The sequence below is a fragment of the Epilithonimonas sp. genome (assembly GCF_032054305.1).
Taxonomy (GTDB): Bacteria; Bacteroidota; Bacteroidia; order Flavobacteriales; family Weeksellaceae; genus Epilithonimonas.
This window is the reverse complement of record NZ_DAMBSX010000009.1, coordinates 1-16325: the sequence shown is the minus strand read 5'-3', so window position 1 is coordinate 16325 and position 16325 is coordinate 1. Positions and strand designations below refer to the sequence as shown.

Sequence of the window (16325 nt, the reverse complement as noted above, 5' to 3'; positions counted from 1 at the left end):
TGGCTAAGTTTTACGCCTTTGCGAACTTAAAAACAGTTAGTAGTTAAAAAAAACTTTGCGCACTTTGCGTTTAAATAAATTCCATTAACCCCAAAACATTATGGAAACAACAGAAATCAATTTAGAAGAACATTTTCAGAATAAAATAGACAGAGAAATCCGTATCGAACCCAAAGACTGGATGCCTGATGCGTACAGAAAAACCTTGGTTCGTCAGATTTCTCAGCATGCGCATTCCGAGATTGTCGGGATGCTGCCGGAAGCGAATTGGATTACTCGTGCACCAACTTTGAATCGTAAAAAAATCTTGTTGGCAAAAGTTCAAGACGAAGCAGGACACGGACTTTATCTCTATTGCGCCACCGAAACTTTGGGTGTTACAAGAGATGAAACGATTAACGATTTACATTCCGGAAAGGCTAAATATTCCAGCATTTTCAATTATCCGACTTTGACTTGGGCAGATATGGGCGCAATCGGCTGGTTGGTTGACGGTGCCGCAATTCTGAATCAGGTTCCGCTTTGTAGAGCATCTTATGGACCTTATGCCAGAGCGATGGTTAGGATTTGTAAAGAAGAAAGTTTCCACCAGAGACAAGGTTATGAGCTGATGATGAAACTCGCTCAAGGTTCACCAGAGCAGAAAGCAATGGCTCAGGATGCATTCAACCGTTGGTGGTGGCCGACTTTGATGATGTTCGGACCAAAAGATGCCGACTCTGGAAATACAGAATTATCAATGAAATGGCGAATCAAACGATTCACGAATGACGAACTGAGACAGCGTTTCATAGATGTATCTATTCCTCAGGCAGAATATTTAGGCTTGACAATTCCAGACCCAGATTTGAAATTCAATGAAGAAACCGGACATTACGAATTCGGAGAAATCGATTGGGATGAGTTTTGGAAAGTGGTCAAAGGCAACGGACCTTGTAACAAAGAAAGAATTGAAACCCGCAAAAAAGCCTTCGACGACGGCGCTTGGGTAAGAGAAGCCGCAACTGCTTATCACGAGAAAAGAAAATTAAGAGAAGAACAAAACAGAAAAACAGTTTAGATTTTTGGTAAGTAAATTTTCTCTCGCAGATTATTCAGATTTAGCAAATTATTCAAACAAAATCAGCATAATCTGTTAAATCTGCGAGAAATAATAAAATAAGAATTATGCAAAATACAGAATGGCCGCTTTGGGAAGTTTTTATCAGAAGCAGGCAAGGTCTTGACCACAAACATGTTGGCAGTCTTCATGCTGCTGATGCGGAAATGGCAATACAAAATGCGCGCGATGTTTATACGAGAAGGATGGAAGGTGTCAGCATTTGGGTGGTAGAATCCAAGCACATCCATGCCACAAATCCCGATGATTCCGAGGCATTTTACGAACCTTCGGAAGACAAGGTTTATCGTCATCCGACGTTTTATCACGTTCCGGAAGAGGTGAAAAATATGTAATATGATTTTTAGGGCAGCTTAATCCGCCTTCCGCTCCCGCTATCCGCCTCTGGCGAATGAGCTCCGCTCAAGTCGGGCTGCTGTAATTCAACTTTTAAAAAGAGCGTTATTTAATAAAATGGAAAACAATCAAAACAACTGGCTCAATTATATTCTGCATCTTGCAGATACAAGTTTAATTCTCGGACAACGTCTTTGCGAATGGTGTGGAAAAGGACCAGTCTTGGAGCAGGATATTGCAATGTCCAATATTGCTTTGGATTTGTTGGGAGAATCTTCCAACTATTATCAGTATGCAGCCGAAATTCAGAATGAAGGAAAAACGGAAGATGATTTAGCTTTCCTGAGAAACGAGCGCGAATTCAGGAATCTGCTTTTAGTCGAAAGAGAAAACGGACATTTTGGAGATACGATTGCAAGACAGTTTTTCTTCGATGCCTATCATCATCTTTTATTGACCGAACTGAAAAATCATTCCGATTTGAAACTCGCTTCCATCGCAGAAAAGTCTCTGAAAGAAGTGACTTATCATTTAAAATGGAGTAGCGAATGGATGATTCGTCTAGGAGACGGAACAGAAGAAAGTCATAACAGAATTCAAAAATCAGTGGAAAGTATCATTGATTTTACAGACGAAATGTTTATTCCAACCAATTGGGAATTAGAATTAATTGAACAAAATATAATTCCAGATATCAGAATTTTCCGAACCAAATGGAAAACAAAAGTTCTTGAAATCCTTAATGAAGCAACTTTGTCTGTCGATTTCTCAAAATCGAGACGATTAACGGGCGGAAAAGACGGCAAACACACGGAAAAAATGGGTTACATCCTGGCCGAAATGCAAGTGATGCAACGCACTTATCCTAATATGGAATGGTAGAAATATTACGCAAAAGCGTAAAAACTGTGTATAAAAATTGCTTTAAGTCGCAAAATATAGCGTACACCTTTGCGACTTAAAACATTGAATTAATCAAAATTATTTGTGCCTTTGCGATAAAAACAAAAAATGACAGTCACAGAAGAACATATTTGGCAAATCTTAGAAGAAGTTCCCGACCCGGAAGTTCCTGTTCTCAATCTTTTGGATTTGGGAATCATCCGTGATGTGAATCTTAATGAAGACGAAGTCGAAATTGTAGTGACACCGACTTATTCCGGCTGTCCTGCAACCTCGATGATTAATATGGCTATCAAAATGAAACTGATTGAAAAAGGTTTCAATAATATTAAATTGACCAATCGATTAAGTCCTGCGTGGACTACCGATTGGATGACGGAAGAAGGAAAACAAAAGCTAAAAGCTTACGGCATCGCACCACCTGTCTATTCAAAAAATAGCGACGAATTATTTTCAAAAACAGATGAGGTCGAATGTCCACTTTGTGGTTCAAAACATACACATTTGATAAGTCAGTTTGGTTCCACAGCCTGCAAAGCTTTGTATCAATGTGATGATTGCAGAGAACCTTTTGATTATTTTAAATGCCATTAAATAGTTGTTAGTTGATGGTTTATAGTTGTTAGATTTAATAATAAGTCTTTGAGTTCTTAGCTAAGTTTTACGCCTTTGCGAACTTAAAAACATTTAGTAGTTAAAAAACTTTGCGCACTTTGCGTTCAAAAAATACATTTTACAAAAAGAAATGAAAATAGGAATAGTCGGTAGCGGAGCAATGGGAAGTGGAATTGCGCAGGTTTTTGCAACAGCCGGAAATCAGGTTTTGTTGTACGACAGCAATCCGATTGCTGTAGAAAAAGCCGGACAAAATCTGGAAACGCATTTCCAGAAATTGGCCGAAAAAGGAAAGCTGACTTACGAAGAAGCAGAAACTTATTTCGATAATATTAGATTGAGTGATAAATTATCAGAACTAAAAGACTCCGAATTAATCATCGAAGCTATTATTGAAGATTTGGAAATCAAAAAAGAGTTATTCCAAAAGTTGGAAAGCTTAGTTTCCGAAGATTGCATTTTGGCAACCAATACTTCATCATTATCCATTGCATCGATTGCATCAGCTTGTCAGAAACCGGAACGTGTGATTGGAATTCATTTTTTCAATCCAGCACCTTTGATGACTTTGGTAGAGATTATTCCTGCAATTCAGACTGATAAAGATTTAATTTCGAAAACGAAGAGTTTAGTAGAAAGCTGGAAGAAATTACCGGTTATTGCAAAAGACACACCCGGTTTTATTGTAAATCGTGTAGCAAGACCTTTTTACGGAGAAGCAATCAGAATTCTGGAAGAAGGAATTGCAGACTGTGCGACTATTGATTTTGCAATGACAAGTTTAGGTGGATTCAGAATGGGACCGTTTCAATTGATGGATTTCATTGGTCACGATGTCAATTATAGAGTGACAGAAAGTGTTTTCAAAGAATTCTTCTATGACCCGAAATTCAAACCGTCATTCACACAAAAAAGATTATTCGAAGCTGGATTTTTTGGAAAGAAATCAGGAAGGGGATTTTATGATTACTCTGAAACCAGTGGTTCGGCGACTGAAAAGAGCCAAAATGCAGAACAACCAATACCAAATGAAAATCAGGAATTGCTCAAAACGATTTTCAACAGGATTTTAGTAATGCTGATGAATGAAGCTTCAGATGCCTATTTCTTAAACATCGCATCCGCAGAAGACATCGATTTGGCAATGACAAAAGGTGTGAATTATCCAAAAGGATTATTAAAATGGGCAGATGAATTTGGTTTGGAAAATCTTGAAAAAGAATTGGACCAACTTTATAATTATTATCATGAAGACCGTTACAGATGCAGTCCAATCATTAGAAATTTAGTCAAACAAAATAAAACTTTTTATTAATGATTTGAACACAATGCTCACAAAGTTTTTTATTTTTTTTTGTTCACAAAGCCGCTTCGCTTAGAATAAGATTGGGAAATAATTTCTCTTATAAGTTTTACGCCTTTGTGAGCTTAAAGCATAATCAAAATGATTTCTTGTGTCCTTTGTGTTCAAATCAATCATCAACTATCATTTATCAATCATAAAAATGAATCAAGTATATATAATAGACGGAGTAAGAACGCCAATCGGAAAGTTGAAAGGAAGTTTATCTTCTGTTCGCCCCGATGATATGGCGGCTTTTGCCATCAAAAAACTATTAGAAAGAAACTCGAATATCGACCAAAGTAGGATCTATGATGTTGTTTTAGGTTGCGCTAATCAAGCGGGTGAAGACAACCGAAACATTGCAAGAATGTCGGCTCTCCTTTCTGGTTTGGATTATCACGTTCCTGGCGAAACCGTCAACAGGCTTTGCGCTTCGGGTTTGTCAGCAGCGATTAATGCTTCACGGGCAATCCAGGTTGGCGATGCTGATTTGATGATTTCCGGTGGTGTTGAAAATATGACGCGTGGGCCATTAGTGATTTCAAAATCCGAAAGCCCTTTTGGTGGTGATGCTAAAATCTATGACACAACTTTCGGCTGGCGTTTTATCAATCCTAAAATGAAAGAAATGTACGGCGTTGATGCAATGGGCGAAACGGCAGAAAATCTGGCTGAGCGAGACCAAATTTCCAGAGAAGACCAAGATAAATTTGCTTTTAATTCTCAGCAAAAAGCAAAGATTGCTCAGGAAAATGGAAGATTAGCGAAGGAAATTGTATCTATTAATATTCCGCAAAGAAAAGGCGACGATTTGATTTTTGATAAAGATGAATTTCCTAAAAGCGATACAACTTTAGAAGGTTTATCAAAATTAAGAACAGCTTTCAAAAAAGATGGAACAGTCACAGCAGGAAATGCTTCAGGATTGAATGACGGTGCAGCGGCGAATTTGTTAGCTTCAGAAAATGCTGTTAAAGAATTTGGATTAACGCCGAAAGCTAGAATTGTTTCGAGTGCTGTTGTTGGTGTTGAACCAAAATTTATGGGAATTGGTCCGGTAAAAGCAGCTGAATTAGCATTACAAAAAGCTGAACTGACATTTAGTGATATTGATGTTATCGAATTAAACGAAGCTTTTGCTGCTCAAAGTTTAGCCTGCATCCGAGCTTGGGGATTGGATGATAATGATGCCAGAATCAATCCGAACGGTGGAGCGATTGCACTTGGACATCCACTTGGAATGAGCGGCGCAAGAATTCTGAATTCCGCAATGTATGAACTTCACAACCAAAATAAAAAATATGCCCTGGTTACAATGTGTGTAGGTTTGGGACAAGGTTTTGCGGTGGTAATTGAGAAAGTTTAGTGAATTGTAAAATGTATTGATGTAAAAAGTATTCACGATTTGCATCAATATTTGAAGTAGTTACAATAAGTCATAAATACCTTTTACATTATACATAAATACAAAAAGAAATAATGCAACTAGAAAATTACGCACTTGGGAGATGGATAAAAGGAGAAGGAGAAGGGCAGGCTTTATATAATTCTATCAATGGCGAATTGATGGCGACGGCGACTTCCAAAGGTTTGGATTTTGGAGAGATGATGGATTATGCCAGAAAAATTGGTGGTCCGGCTTTGAGAAAACTGACATTTCAGGAAAGAGGTTTGATGTTGAAGAAACTCGCTTTTCATCTTTTGGAAAAGAAAGACATTTTCTACAAAGTGAGTTGGGCAACCGGCGCAACCAAAGCAGATTCTTGGGTTGATATCGAAGGTGGCATCGGAAATCTCTTTGCCAATGCGTCGCTCAGAAGACAATTTCCCGACTTACCTTATTATATAGATGGCGATGCGGTGAAGCTCTCCAAAGAAGGAACATTCATCGGACATCATATTTGCACCCCAAAACGTGGTGTTGCGATTCATATCAACGCATTTAATTTTCCGGTTTGGGGAATGTTGGAGAAAATTGCGGTCAATCTTTTGGCTGGCGTTCCGGCCATCGTAAAACCTGCTACAGCAACAAGTTTTTTGACCGAAGTTGTGGTTAAAGAAATCATCGCTTCCCAAATTTTACCAGAAGGAAGTCTGCAATTGATTTGTGGTTCGGCCAACGGAATTCTGGAAAATGTGACGATGGAAGATGTTGTGACGTTTACAGGTTCGGCTTCCACAGGAAAAATGTTGAAGGCTCATCCAAGAATTCTTGAAGAATCTGTGCCTTTCAATTTGGAAGCCGATTCTTTGAACGCAATGGTTTTAGGCGAAGATGCGAAACCCGGAACAGCCGAATTTGATTTGTTCATTAAAGAAGCAACACGCGAAATGACAACCAAAGCTGGACAAAAATGTACGGCGGTCAGAAGATTATTAGTTCCTGCAAATTTGGTTGAGGATGTTCAGATTGCTCTTGGACAAAGACTTTCAACCGTTGTCATCGGTGACCCGAATGTCGAAGGCGTGAGAATGGGCGCTTTGGCAAATAAAGACCAAGTGAAGGAAGTTTCCGAGAAAGTTCAGGAATTAGCCAAAACTCAGGATATTGTTTTCGGAAATTTGGATGATTTTGAAGTGAAAGGTGCGGACAAAAACAAAGGCGCTTTCATTTCCCCGATTTTATTCCTTAATTCAGACCCTTTTAAATACACAGATTGTCATAATATCGAAGCGTTCGGACCTGTCAGCACCTTGATTCCTTATAATAATCTCGAGGAAGCAATTGAACTGGCGAGAATGGGAAAAGGTTCGCTTTGCTGTTCGGTTGTGACGGCTGATGACGATTTTGCAAGAGATTTTGTCATCGGCGCTGCATCGATGCACGGCCGAATTCTGATTCTAAATTCAGACTGTGCAAAAGAAAGTACAGGTCACGGTTCGCCGTTGCCAATGCTGGTTCACGGCGGTCCGGGCAGAGCCGGCGGGGGCGAGGAAATGGGCGGAAAACGGGGCGTTCTTCATTATATGCAGCGTACGGCAATCCAGGGTTCGCCAACGACTTTGACACATATCACGCAACAGTATCAATACGGCGGAAAACAGTTTGAGGATAATATTCATCCATTCAGAAAGCATTTTGAAGAGTTGAAAGTTGGCGAAACTTACATCACGGCGAAGCATACGGTTACAGAAGCGGACATTACCAATTTTGCCAATGTTTCAGGTGACAATTTCTATGCGCATATGGATTCAACATCTTTGGAAGGAACAATCTTCGAAGGCAGAGTTGCGCACGGTTATTTCATTCTGAGTAAAGCTGCAGGCTTATTTGTTGACCCAAGAAAAGGGCCGGTTTTACTGAATTATGGTTTGGACGAATGTCGTTTTGTAAAGCCTGTGTATCCAGGAATGACGATTGGCGTGAAGTTTACCTGCAAAGAAAAAATCAGTCAGGAAAAACGTGACGAAGAAGATATTGCCAAAGGAATCGTGCGATGGCTAGTCGATGTTTATGATGAGACTGGAGAGACTGTCGCGATTGCTACGATTTTGACAATGGTAAAAAAACTTAATCAAGAATAATTATTTGGGCAGCTTAATCCGCCTTCCGCTCCCAATCTTTTTTGCAGACGACTTCAGTTTAAGTAGAACTTGAGAATACGCAAAAAAGGATTTCCGCTCAAGTCGGGCAGCAGATTCTATATATGAATAACCATCAACTAACAACTATCAACCAACAACAAAAATGAACGCATACGTAAAATCAAACATACAAAACGGAATCGGAACCATCGAGTTTTTTCATCCGCAAAGCAACTCGATGCCGAGTTCGCAACTTAAAAATCTTGTTGAAGAAATCAATAATCTAAGTCATAATGACGAAGCAAAAGTCATCATCCTTAAAAGTGGCGGCGAAAAAGCTTTCTGTGCAGGTGCCTCTTTCGACGAATTGATTTCCATCAAAGATTTCGAAGCAGGAAAAACTTTCTTCTCAGGCTTCGCTAATGTCATCAATGCGATGCGAAAATCTCCGAAGCTGATTATTGCAAGAATCCACGGAAAAGCTGTCGGTGGTGGCGTTGGAATTGCCTGTGCGGCAGATTATACTTTTGCAACTGAAAATGCTTCTGTAAAACTCAGCGAATTGGCTGTCGGAATTGGACCTTTCGTTATAGGACCGGTTGTAGAAAAGAAAATCGGTGCTTCATCTTTTGCACAATTAGCAATCAATGCAACCGAATTTTATTCTGCGGAATGGGCACAGGAAAAAAGTATGTATCAGGATGTATATGAAACACCGGAAGAAATGGACGCAGAAATCCAGATTTTGGCTGAGAAATTAGCAAAATCAAATCCCGAAGCTATGTCTCAACTGAAAGAAATTTTCTGGAAAGGAACAGAACATTGGGATGGTTTATTAGCAGAACGTGCTGGAATCAGCGGGCATTTGGTTCTTTCAGATTTTACTGTGAAGGCTATTAATAGTTTTAAAAGTAAATAAATATGCAAGTAAAATCCCTTTCCAATTGGAAAGGGATTTTCTCCATTTAAGAGATTAAGTTGCTGATCCGACTCATAACTTAATTTTCTGAAACATTCTCATCATTATTAGTTTCTAATTTTGGAGTATTCTACTCTCATCGGCAGAACTTACTAACTATTATATATGAATTTGTGTCCGTATCTTCTATACAAAGATAGTTGAGAAGGCAAGCACTAAAACAGAGGAAAAATTACCAATTTCAAGATTAGGTATTTATACCAATAAGTTTTGAACGTATAAAAAAAGCTCCATACAAAATATATTGATGAAGCTTTAAAAATATGAAGTTCGTCTGTTTTTATTAAGTACGTCTCAATTTTATGATATGAAAGATGTTTTCTCTGATCTGTATCACTTCAAACAAATTTTTACCGATTCCAATGCAAATAAAAGGTTTGGCCGTAAAAGTACCTCTTGGTGTTCTGATCGTAGCAGAAACCTCAAGAATTGGAAAGATCCTCCGTTTTTCTGATTTCCAATTCGCATTAGGTTTCATGAAAAAATAATGACTGGAGCAAAAGATAGTCATGTAAGAAATCTCACCTGAAATGATGTAATTGGTAGAGTTCACTATTTCTATTGGGGAAGACATATTGTAAAAAATTTGAATAGTTGTTTTTTACATTTTCGTACTTCAAAGAAATAATAAAAAATAATCTTATGTTAGAGTAGAAATACTGAATATTTAGAAGTTATAATTTAATAGGAATGGTATGTATATTATTAATGACAGCGTAGATAACAATTCCCACTGTGTTTTTTGCGCCTATCTTATCAAGAATCCTTTGACGATGACTTTCCACGGTTCTGGGACTTAGAAATAGAATATCAGCAATCTCATGGTTGGTTTTTTCCTGGCAGATCAGTTTTACAACATCTATTTCTCGGTTGGTAAGCGTTTCATCATTTTCAAATAACGATTTTTTTCGAGAGGGAGCATTCATATAGGACAGAAGCATTTCATGATCTTCTTTTGTGAAAAACATCCCATTTTGATCAACAGCTTCAATAGCTTCTATAAAAGTCTTTTTATCTGAGTTTTTTGGAAGAAAAGCGGAAACCCCCAATTTGATCATGTATCCTAAAACACTGCTTTTGTAGTGTGAAGAAAGAATAATGATCTTCAGGTCGGGGTAATTTTTTTTCAGAATTTCAACAAGTTCAAATCCATCCATCGGTTGCATCTGGACATCAACCATGGCAATATCCGGAAAATCATCGGCGTTTGTTTTTTCCAAATGTTCCAAGATATCTTTACCGGATGTTGCTGTGTGATCTACAGAAATATTTGTTTGTGCGGAAAGCAGCATCTTGATCCCTTCCAGAATGAGTTGCTCATCATCCACCAACACGATTTTAATTTTTTCACTCATAATTAATTAGGAATATTAATGATTAATCGACTTCCTTTTCCAATCGCGTTTTTCCATTTATAAAAACCTTTCACAGAGTTTATTCGTGACTCGATATTTTTAAGTCCCATTCCTTTGTTTGCTTTTTCATAATTGAAACTTTCTCCATTATCAGAAAGGATTATGGTCAGATATTTCGAATGTTTTCTAATATAAACGGTGACTTCATCAGCATTCGAGTGTTTCATTACATTGCTCGTGAACTCCTGAATTACCCTGTAGATCTGAACTTCTGTGAAAGTATCTTTCTTCTCATATTTGGAATTGATCTGTAAATTTAGATTTAATTTATGAGAAAGATTAGTGACTAATTCCTGTAAATATAAAACCAGACCCAACTTCTCCAAATTCACAGGATAAAGCGAATGAGAGATATTTCTGGTAGAATCTATAAGTTCTGTGATTTGTGTGGTAATGACTTTTTTGGAAGCTTCCTGATTTTCAGGTTCCAGATTGTTTAACCAAAGTGAAAGGATGTTAAGACGATTGCCTATGTCATCATGAACAGAAATAGCAATTCTTTTTCTTTCGTCTTCCTGTCCTTTTATATTTTCTAATGACAGTTCTTTTTGATGGTCCATTTCTGCGAGAAACTGTTTGTCCTTCTCATGAATGATTCTTTGGATAAAACTTTTGTAAACCAACAATATAAAGGATATGATGATAATCAAAACGACTACCAACATAATTAGAAAAATGATATTGATCTTTATTTCTTTAATTTTAAAAAAGTATATAAGATTGTAAAATATAGAAAAACAAGTAATGAATTATTGATTATCCAAAAAATATAAAAAGAATCTAAATGAAACTCTATTAGTTGTTGTTGGAACATAAATATAAATATACTGACCGTATAATACAGAAAAAGCATTCCGTCTAGAAGTAAAAAATTATTTTTACCGGATGAAATTTTGATCTCCTGAATGAGGGAATAAGCAATAAGAACGATTATAATAAGATTAGAAACAGCTTTCGAATAATCATTTTCATATTGGGGTAGTATTTTGCCTATTGTTAAAAAAAGTAAACTTAAGATTGCTGTTGCTATGAAATAGTACTTATGGAGTTTTAGTTTTTTAATAAATATACCTGACAATAAAAAAAATTCTCCAGCTATGTAAACGGGATATAGAAATTTGGTGCTTCCTTCTATCTTGAAAAACATTATTATTTCTATACAAAAGACAAAAATGGAATAATAGATATACCATTTTTCGTTTTTTGTAAAGCGTTTATATTTTATAATTGCGAGAACCAGAGCAATACCTAAAAAAATATCAGCTAGTATCCCACTGAATTTGAAAAACTGTTCCACAGTATTTATTGAATTATTATAGAATATCTATAAGGCGGGCTAGGTCTTGTCCAATCGTAAGTGTTGGAAGGGATTCTTGTCGCAATATCTGCAGCAGAGGCATCATCAAAACATGAGATGAAGATTATTGTCGGCAATAACCTTTGATAAACCGGAGAATACTTTAATCCAAAAACACCTACGATGCTGGTTGTATCTTCCGGGTTTTGCAAAAGATCTTGTTTTGGGACGAAAAAGTTCTGGAAGATTCTTTCCCCGTTGAACTCGTTAGATTCCAAACTTAGCCAGTCCATTCCGTTTTCTCTCCAAGATTCTATTTCATCTACTGCAATCTGTTGTCCAGTTACGGGTTGATTCATAATAGGAAAGTTGACATCGGAATCATTTTTGCTTTTGGTAAGGTCAACAGAAAGAGTATAATGACTTGTCAAGGTATAGGTCTTGGTTTGGGTCAGTTTCAGGTCACTCTGTAGTGGAGCTAATGTGGTGTATTCATAACTCGGTAAGATTTTCATGTCTCCCGTACTGGTTCTTGGAGAGCAGATTAATATTAGCTGATTGTTAAAAATACCGATCTCTAAACAGAAATAAGCTTCTGCATCATTTTGAGCATCCAGCCATTCTACCTGGCCAGGATAGAGTGTAAAAACATTTTCAGGAGAGATAACGCTTTGTATCTCAGAGTAGTTTGATTTTGCTTGATTCCAGTTCTCAATAGCAGAAGTATATTCACGAGTAATTAATGTAGGCATATTTTTATGTTTTTTAGGTGGTATAAAAATATATAAAGAAAACTATAGTGACAATATTAATAAGCATTTATTAATGATTAATTGATAAAAATTATAAAAGAAGGCTTTTTTTAATTATTAATAATAAATATTTGCAGAATAAAAAAGTTTTCCTATTTTTGCATCCTCAAAACCAGAGTTGCTGGATCCATTAGTCCGAAACTCATATTATAACAAATTTTAAAACTTCTGAAAATGAAACAAGGCATACACCCAGAAAATTATAGATTGGTAGTTTTCAAAGATATGAGCAACGATGAAATGTTCCTTTGTAAGTCTACTGCTGATACTAAAGATACGATCGAGTTCGAAGGACAGGAATATCCTTTGATCAAAATGGAAATCTCTTCAACTTCTCACCCTTTCTACACAGGTAAGACCAAATTGGTTGACACTGCTGGTAGAGTTGATAAGTTCATGAACAAATACAAAAAATTCGCTAAATAATCTTAGCTGATTTTATAAATACAAGCCTTTCGTTTTCGGAAGGCTTTTTTATTTGTAAATTTGCTCAACTTTGAACACGAAAATTATAACTGAACAATGCAATTAGTATTCTCAGACGCACAATATTGGGAAGATTTTCTTCCGCTAACTTTTACAAGACCTGTTGCAGAAATGCGAATGGGGATTCTGACTTTCTCAGAAAGATGGAAAAAACTTCTTGAGATAGATGATGTTTTTTATATAACTGAAAATTATCTTCAGGATAAATTCAAAAAACCAGAACCAAAACAAAGTCTTTTCATTGTCCCAAATTTCTTCCCTTCAAAAGAAGTTTTAAAACAGATCAAAGATTTACAACCAGGAGAAGCCTTGGTTTATGAAAATGAGGTACTAGTTGCAAACATCAATATGGAGAATTTTTCTTTGAACCAGATCAATAAAATGACGGATATTCATGAGAAATTATTATTCATAGAAAAAACAACGGATATTTTTTCACATAACGATTTTGCCATCAATTTCGATTTCGATTTGATAAAAGGAGACCGGGATTCTCAGGAATTATCGCCCACGAATGGTTTTATTGGAGACCGGGAAAACCTTTTTATAGAAGAAGGCGCTGTTGTGGAATATTCTACTATCAATTGTAAAACGGGTAAAATCTACATCGGAAAGAATGCTGAGATTATGGAAGGTTCCAATATTCGTGGTTCTTTGGCGCTTTGCGAAGATTCAAAGATTAATCTTGGGACCAAACTTTATGGCGGAACTACGATTGGGCCACATTCCAAAGTCGGTGGAGAGGTCAATAACATTGTGATCTTTGGTTATACCAACAAAGGTCACGATGGTTTTGTTGGAAATTCTGTGATTGGCGAATGGTGCAATCTCGGTGCAGACACCAATTCATCAAACCTTAAAAATAATTATGCTTCTGTAAAGCTCTGGAATTATAGAAAGAAAAGATTCCTCGATACAGGTTTACAATTTTGTGGACTGATAATGGGAGACCATTCCAAAACAGCGATCAATACACAACTTAACACGGGAACTGTGGTTGGCGTTGCAGCTAATATCTTCAAATCCGGTTTTCCGCCAAATTTAGTAGATAACTTTTCCTGGGGAGGAATGAAGGGTGATGAGAAATTCAAATTGGAAAAATCCTATGAAGTTGCCGAAAAGGCGATGGAGCGAAGAAAAATAGCGATCACAGAAGTGGACAAAGAGATTTTGAAGTATATATATAATGAGTTTTAATTTTTAAAACTCATTTTTTGTTTTCAATTTAACTTACTTTACAGTTTGTCGAAATAGTTTTGTAGCAAAGTTTCCTTATTTTTGCATTCTAAGATTTTAGCCTAAAGTCTAAATCTAATATCTAAATTTATAATGAAGCAGTATCTTCTTTGGCTTTTTGCATCGTTGGTTTTGGTAAGTTGTGCCAGAGTGGGTTCGCCTGTGGGTGGAAAAAAAGACTCTATCGCTCCAAAAATGATAGGTTCTAATATTGATACAACCAGGGTTAATGTTTCTAAGAATCTCAAAGAGCTCAGAATATATTTTAACGAATATATCCAGTTGAAAGATATTAGTAAAAACCTGATCATTTCCCCGCCTATAAAATATACGAAGATCCTTCCTTCTTCTACTGGTAACAAGTATCTGGAAATCCAGTGGAAAGATTCCTTGCAGGCAAATACGACTTATAACTTCAATTTTGGCAACTCAGTTGTGGACCTTAATGAAGGTAATGTGTTGCCCTATTTCAATTTTGCTTTTTCAACGGGAGAAAAATTGGATGACCTCTATATAAGTGGGACAATTTCTGATGCATTGGGGAATATTAAAAACTCGGAAGGGAAAGAGAAAAATTTAGTAGTGGGACTTTATCAGGTGAAAGATAGTATGAATTACCGTCAAAAACCTTATTATATTACAAAAGCTGATGAGGATGGCTATTTTGAACTCAATTACCTGACACCGGGAAAATATAGGATCATTGGTTTTGATGATGAGAATGGTAATTCCATTTATGACTCGGGAAAGGAGGGTGTTGCTTTCCAAAAGACGGAAATTGACCTTGAAAATAGTATTTCGGGAATGAAGATGAAAGTTTTCCCATCCAAAAAAGTGGTAAAATACAAAGAAATGGCTGCCTCTGTTGGAGGTGTGGCAATGATCTTTGAGGGTAATCCGGATAAAGTTGTTGTGAAAACGGTAGGAGAAAAACCGGCAGATTATAAAGTGACACACAAGGCAAAATCAGATTCTGTGCGAATTTGGTTCGATGCTGCAAAAGAGAATATTGGAGCAACTGTAAGTGAAAATCTGAAATTCTCTTATGACACGGGTTCCAAACAAGACACAATGTCTGTATTTTACAAGAAACCTGCGAAAGATGAAATGACCGTTGCAAATCTCTTTTCGAATAAATTAGCACCAGAAACAGATTTCCGATTTTCTTCTAATTATATGATTAATAAGATTCAGCCGGAAAACTGGAAGTTGGAGTCTGATAGTATTGCTCAGGATTTCACAGCAAGGATTTCGGAATTGGACTCGACACAAGTTATTGTTAAGTCAAATTTTATCTCAGGAAAGAAATATAAATTGACTGTTCCTAAAAATACGGTCATTTCTTATTATAACAGATCTAGTGAAAGTGTTCGTTTTGATTTCGAAGTTGCAAAGCCGGAAGACTTCGGGAGTTTTAAAGTCCATCTTATAAATCCTCCTGCTCAGAAATTCTGGATACAATTACTTAATGAAAAAAATGAAGCCGCCTATCAGCAATATACCAATCAATCTGAAATTGCATTTCTCAATATAAAGCCGGGGGCATATAAACTAAGGATTTTGGTTGACAACAATGAGAATGGATACTGGGATAGTGCCGATTTTGCAACCGAAACATTGGCAGAAGATGTTTTTCTCTTCAAAAAGGTTGGAGAAAAAGATGTAATGAGCAAGATCAATGCACGACAAATGTGGGAGATTAATGAAAATTGGGATTTAACAAAGGAAGAGCAGCCCGTCAATTGAAAAAAATAATTTTTTGGATAGTTATTGTATTTCTGGCAATACAATTTATTCCTGTTGATAGAGAAAATAAACCTGTCGATAGGAGAGATAACTTCGTTGATATTTATAAGACTCCGGAAAATATAAGGACAATTTTGAAGAACGCTTGCTATGACTGTCATTCCAATGAAACTGTTTATCCACAATATTCCTATATAGCTCCGATTTCCTGGACTATTAAAGATCATATCAATGAAGGTCGCAAATATCTCAATTTTTCAGAATGGGGAAAATATAATAATGACCTCAAGCAAAACGCAATAAAAAAAACCATCAGTACTGTTCGGGATTTACAAATGCCTTTACCTTCTTACATCGGTTATCATCCCAAGGCTGACCTGACAACAGAACAAAGAAAAGCTTTAGAAGATTATTGTTCCACCATCCTTGGGTATTAATAAGTTTTATCCAGTACAGTTTTCTTCTTGGATTTTCTTTGGTTTTTATTTCTTAAAAGTTTCTTTTGTAGAC

The 16325-nt window shown here is 36.6% G+C and carries 16 protein-coding genes; 12 read left to right on the top strand and 4 right to left on the bottom strand.

The genetic code is table 11. From position 1 onward, the window contains the following. Nucleotides 1-100 precede the first annotated feature (100 nt). The 8 genes from paaA (at nt 101) to RTX21_RS17070 (ending at nt 8763) form a co-directional block, all read left to right on the top strand. A complete protein-coding gene (paaA, locus tag RTX21_RS17105; RefSeq protein WP_312769621.1) occupies nt 101-1060 on the top strand; it encodes a 1,2-phenylacetyl-CoA epoxidase subunit PaaA in 960 nt (319 codons plus the stop codon). A 107-nt stretch (nt 1061-1167) separates the two neighbouring features. Next, nucleotides 1168-1455 (top strand): 1,2-phenylacetyl-CoA epoxidase subunit PaaB, encoded by a 288-nt coding sequence (gene paaB / locus RTX21_RS17100; protein WP_063970555.1) that lies wholly within the window; start codon nt 1168-1170, stop codon nt 1453-1455. Nucleotides 1456-1573: 118 nt separating this feature from the next. Beyond that, nucleotides 1574-2338: a 1,2-phenylacetyl-CoA epoxidase subunit PaaC gene (gene paaC / locus RTX21_RS17095; protein WP_312769620.1), complete on the top strand. Its 765-nt coding sequence runs from the start codon at nt 1574-1576 to the stop codon at nt 2336-2338. Nucleotides 2339-2467: 129 nt separating this feature from the next. Continuing rightward, nucleotides 2468-2953 carry a 1,2-phenylacetyl-CoA epoxidase subunit PaaD gene (paaD, locus tag RTX21_RS17090; protein ID WP_312769619.1) on the top strand — a complete coding sequence of 162 codons (486 nt, stop codon included), beginning with the start codon at nt 2468-2470 and terminating at the stop codon, nt 2951-2953. Between the two features lie 151 nt (nt 2954-3104). Continuing rightward, nucleotides 3105-4289, top strand: a complete 1185-nt coding sequence (locus RTX21_RS17085) for a 3-hydroxyacyl-CoA dehydrogenase NAD-binding domain-containing protein (protein WP_312769617.1) — start codon at nt 3105-3107, stop codon at nt 4287-4289. 190 nt (nt 4290-4479) lie between these two features. Continuing rightward, complete coding sequence (gene pcaF / locus RTX21_RS17080) at nt 4480-5685, top strand: 3-oxoadipyl-CoA thiolase (RefSeq protein ID WP_312769615.1); 1206 nt, start codon at nt 4480-4482, stop codon at nt 5683-5685. A 113-nt stretch (nt 5686-5798) separates the two neighbouring features. Then, nucleotides 5799-7844 (top strand): phenylacetic acid degradation bifunctional protein PaaZ, encoded by a 2046-nt coding sequence (gene paaZ, locus RTX21_RS17075; RefSeq protein ID WP_312769613.1) that lies wholly within the window; start codon nt 5799-5801, stop codon nt 7842-7844. Between the two features lie 163 nt (nt 7845-8007). Next, complete coding sequence (locus RTX21_RS17070; protein ID WP_312769612.1) at nt 8008-8763, top strand: enoyl-CoA hydratase/isomerase family protein; 756 nt, start codon at nt 8008-8010, stop codon at nt 8761-8763. A gap of 343 nt (nt 8764-9106) precedes the next feature. On the opposite strand, the gene RTX21_RS17065 is transcribed toward RTX21_RS17070, so the two are convergent. The 4 genes from RTX21_RS17065 to RTX21_RS17050 all read right to left on the bottom strand — a co-directional run bounded on the left by RTX21_RS17065 (nt 9107) and on the right by RTX21_RS17050 (nt 12287). Further along, nucleotides 9107-9397, bottom strand: coding sequence for a hypothetical protein (locus tag RTX21_RS17065; RefSeq protein WP_312769609.1), 291 nt, complete (start codon nt 9395-9397; stop codon nt 9107-9109). A 100-nt stretch (nt 9398-9497) separates the two neighbouring features. Beyond that, the gene (locus RTX21_RS17060) at nt 9498-10178 is read right to left on the bottom strand and encodes a response regulator transcription factor (RefSeq protein ID WP_312769607.1); all 681 of its coding nucleotides are present in this window, start codon (nt 10176-10178) and stop codon (nt 9498-9500) included. A 2-nt stretch (nt 10179-10180) separates the two neighbouring features. Beyond that, complete coding sequence (locus tag RTX21_RS17055; RefSeq protein ID WP_312769604.1) at nt 10181-10903, bottom strand: sensor histidine kinase; 723 nt, start codon at nt 10901-10903, stop codon at nt 10181-10183. 637 nt (nt 10904-11540) lie between these two features. Then, nucleotides 11541-12287, bottom strand: coding sequence for a hypothetical protein (locus tag RTX21_RS17050; RefSeq protein ID WP_312769602.1), 747 nt, complete (start codon nt 12285-12287; stop codon nt 11541-11543). A 234-nt stretch (nt 12288-12521) separates the two neighbouring features. Between RTX21_RS17050 and RTX21_RS17045 the strand changes: the two genes are divergently transcribed. From RTX21_RS17045 to RTX21_RS17030, 4 genes are all read left to right on the top strand, one after another. After that, nucleotides 12522-12773 (top strand): type B 50S ribosomal protein L31, encoded by a 252-nt coding sequence (locus RTX21_RS17045; protein ID WP_027383206.1) that lies wholly within the window; start codon nt 12522-12524, stop codon nt 12771-12773. A 96-nt stretch (nt 12774-12869) separates the two neighbouring features. Then, nucleotides 12870-14030, top strand: a complete 1161-nt coding sequence (locus tag RTX21_RS17040; protein WP_312769596.1) for a GlmU family protein — start codon at nt 12870-12872, stop codon at nt 14028-14030. A gap of 132 nt (nt 14031-14162) precedes the next feature. Next, nucleotides 14163-15815 carry an Ig-like domain-containing domain gene (locus RTX21_RS17035; RefSeq protein WP_312769594.1) on the top strand — a complete coding sequence of 551 codons (1653 nt, stop codon included), beginning with the start codon at nt 14163-14165 and terminating at the stop codon, nt 15813-15815. Next, on the top strand, nt 15812-16252 hold the full coding sequence (locus RTX21_RS17030) for a heme-binding domain-containing protein (RefSeq protein WP_312769592.1): 441 nt from the start codon (nt 15812-15814) through the stop codon (nt 16250-16252). Before RTX21_RS17035 ends, RTX21_RS17030 begins: the two co-directional genes overlap by 4 nt. The last annotated feature ends 73 nt before the right edge of the window (nt 16253-16325 follow it).

Bases quoted from the DNA above. Each gene is read 5' to 3' on its own strand.
- RTX21_RS17085 (WP_312769617.1), top strand. From the start codon at position 3,105: ATGAAAATAGGAATAGTCGGTAGCGGAGCAATGGGAAGTGGAATTGCG.
- RTX21_RS17035 (WP_312769594.1), top strand. From the start codon at position 14,163: ATGAAGCAGTATCTTCTTTGGCTTTTTGCATCGTTGGTTTTGGTAAGT.
- RTX21_RS17045 (WP_027383206.1), top strand. From the start codon at position 12,522: ATGAAACAAGGCATACACCCAGAAAATTATAGATTGGTAGTTTTCAAA.
- RTX21_RS17050 (WP_312769602.1), bottom strand. From the start codon at position 12,287: ATGCCTACATTAATTACTCGTGAATATACTTCTGCTATTGAGAACTGG.
- paaC (WP_312769620.1), top strand. From the start codon at position 1,574: ATGGAAAACAATCAAAACAACTGGCTCAATTATATTCTGCATCTTGCA.
- paaA (WP_312769621.1), top strand. From the start codon at position 101: ATGGAAACAACAGAAATCAATTTAGAAGAACATTTTCAGAATAAAATA.
- RTX21_RS17060 (WP_312769607.1), bottom strand. From the start codon at position 10,178: ATGAGTGAAAAAATTAAAATCGTGTTGGTGGATGATGAGCAACTCATT.
- RTX21_RS17055 (WP_312769604.1), bottom strand. From the start codon at position 10,903: ATGTTGGTAGTCGTTTTGATTATCATCATATCCTTTATATTGTTGGTT.
- paaB (WP_063970555.1), top strand. From the start codon at position 1,168: ATGCAAAATACAGAATGGCCGCTTTGGGAAGTTTTTATCAGAAGCAGG.
- RTX21_RS17070 (WP_312769612.1), top strand. From the start codon at position 8,008: ATGAACGCATACGTAAAATCAAACATACAAAACGGAATCGGAACCATC.
- paaD (WP_312769619.1), top strand. From the start codon at position 2,468: ATGACAGTCACAGAAGAACATATTTGGCAAATCTTAGAAGAAGTTCCC.
- RTX21_RS17040 (WP_312769596.1), top strand. From the start codon at position 12,870: ATGCAATTAGTATTCTCAGACGCACAATATTGGGAAGATTTTCTTCCG.
- RTX21_RS17065 (WP_312769609.1), bottom strand. From the start codon at position 9,397: ATGTCTTCCCCAATAGAAATAGTGAACTCTACCAATTACATCATTTCA.
- pcaF (WP_312769615.1), top strand. From the start codon at position 4,480: ATGAATCAAGTATATATAATAGACGGAGTAAGAACGCCAATCGGAAAG.
- paaZ (WP_312769613.1), top strand. From the start codon at position 5,799: ATGCAACTAGAAAATTACGCACTTGGGAGATGGATAAAAGGAGAAGGA.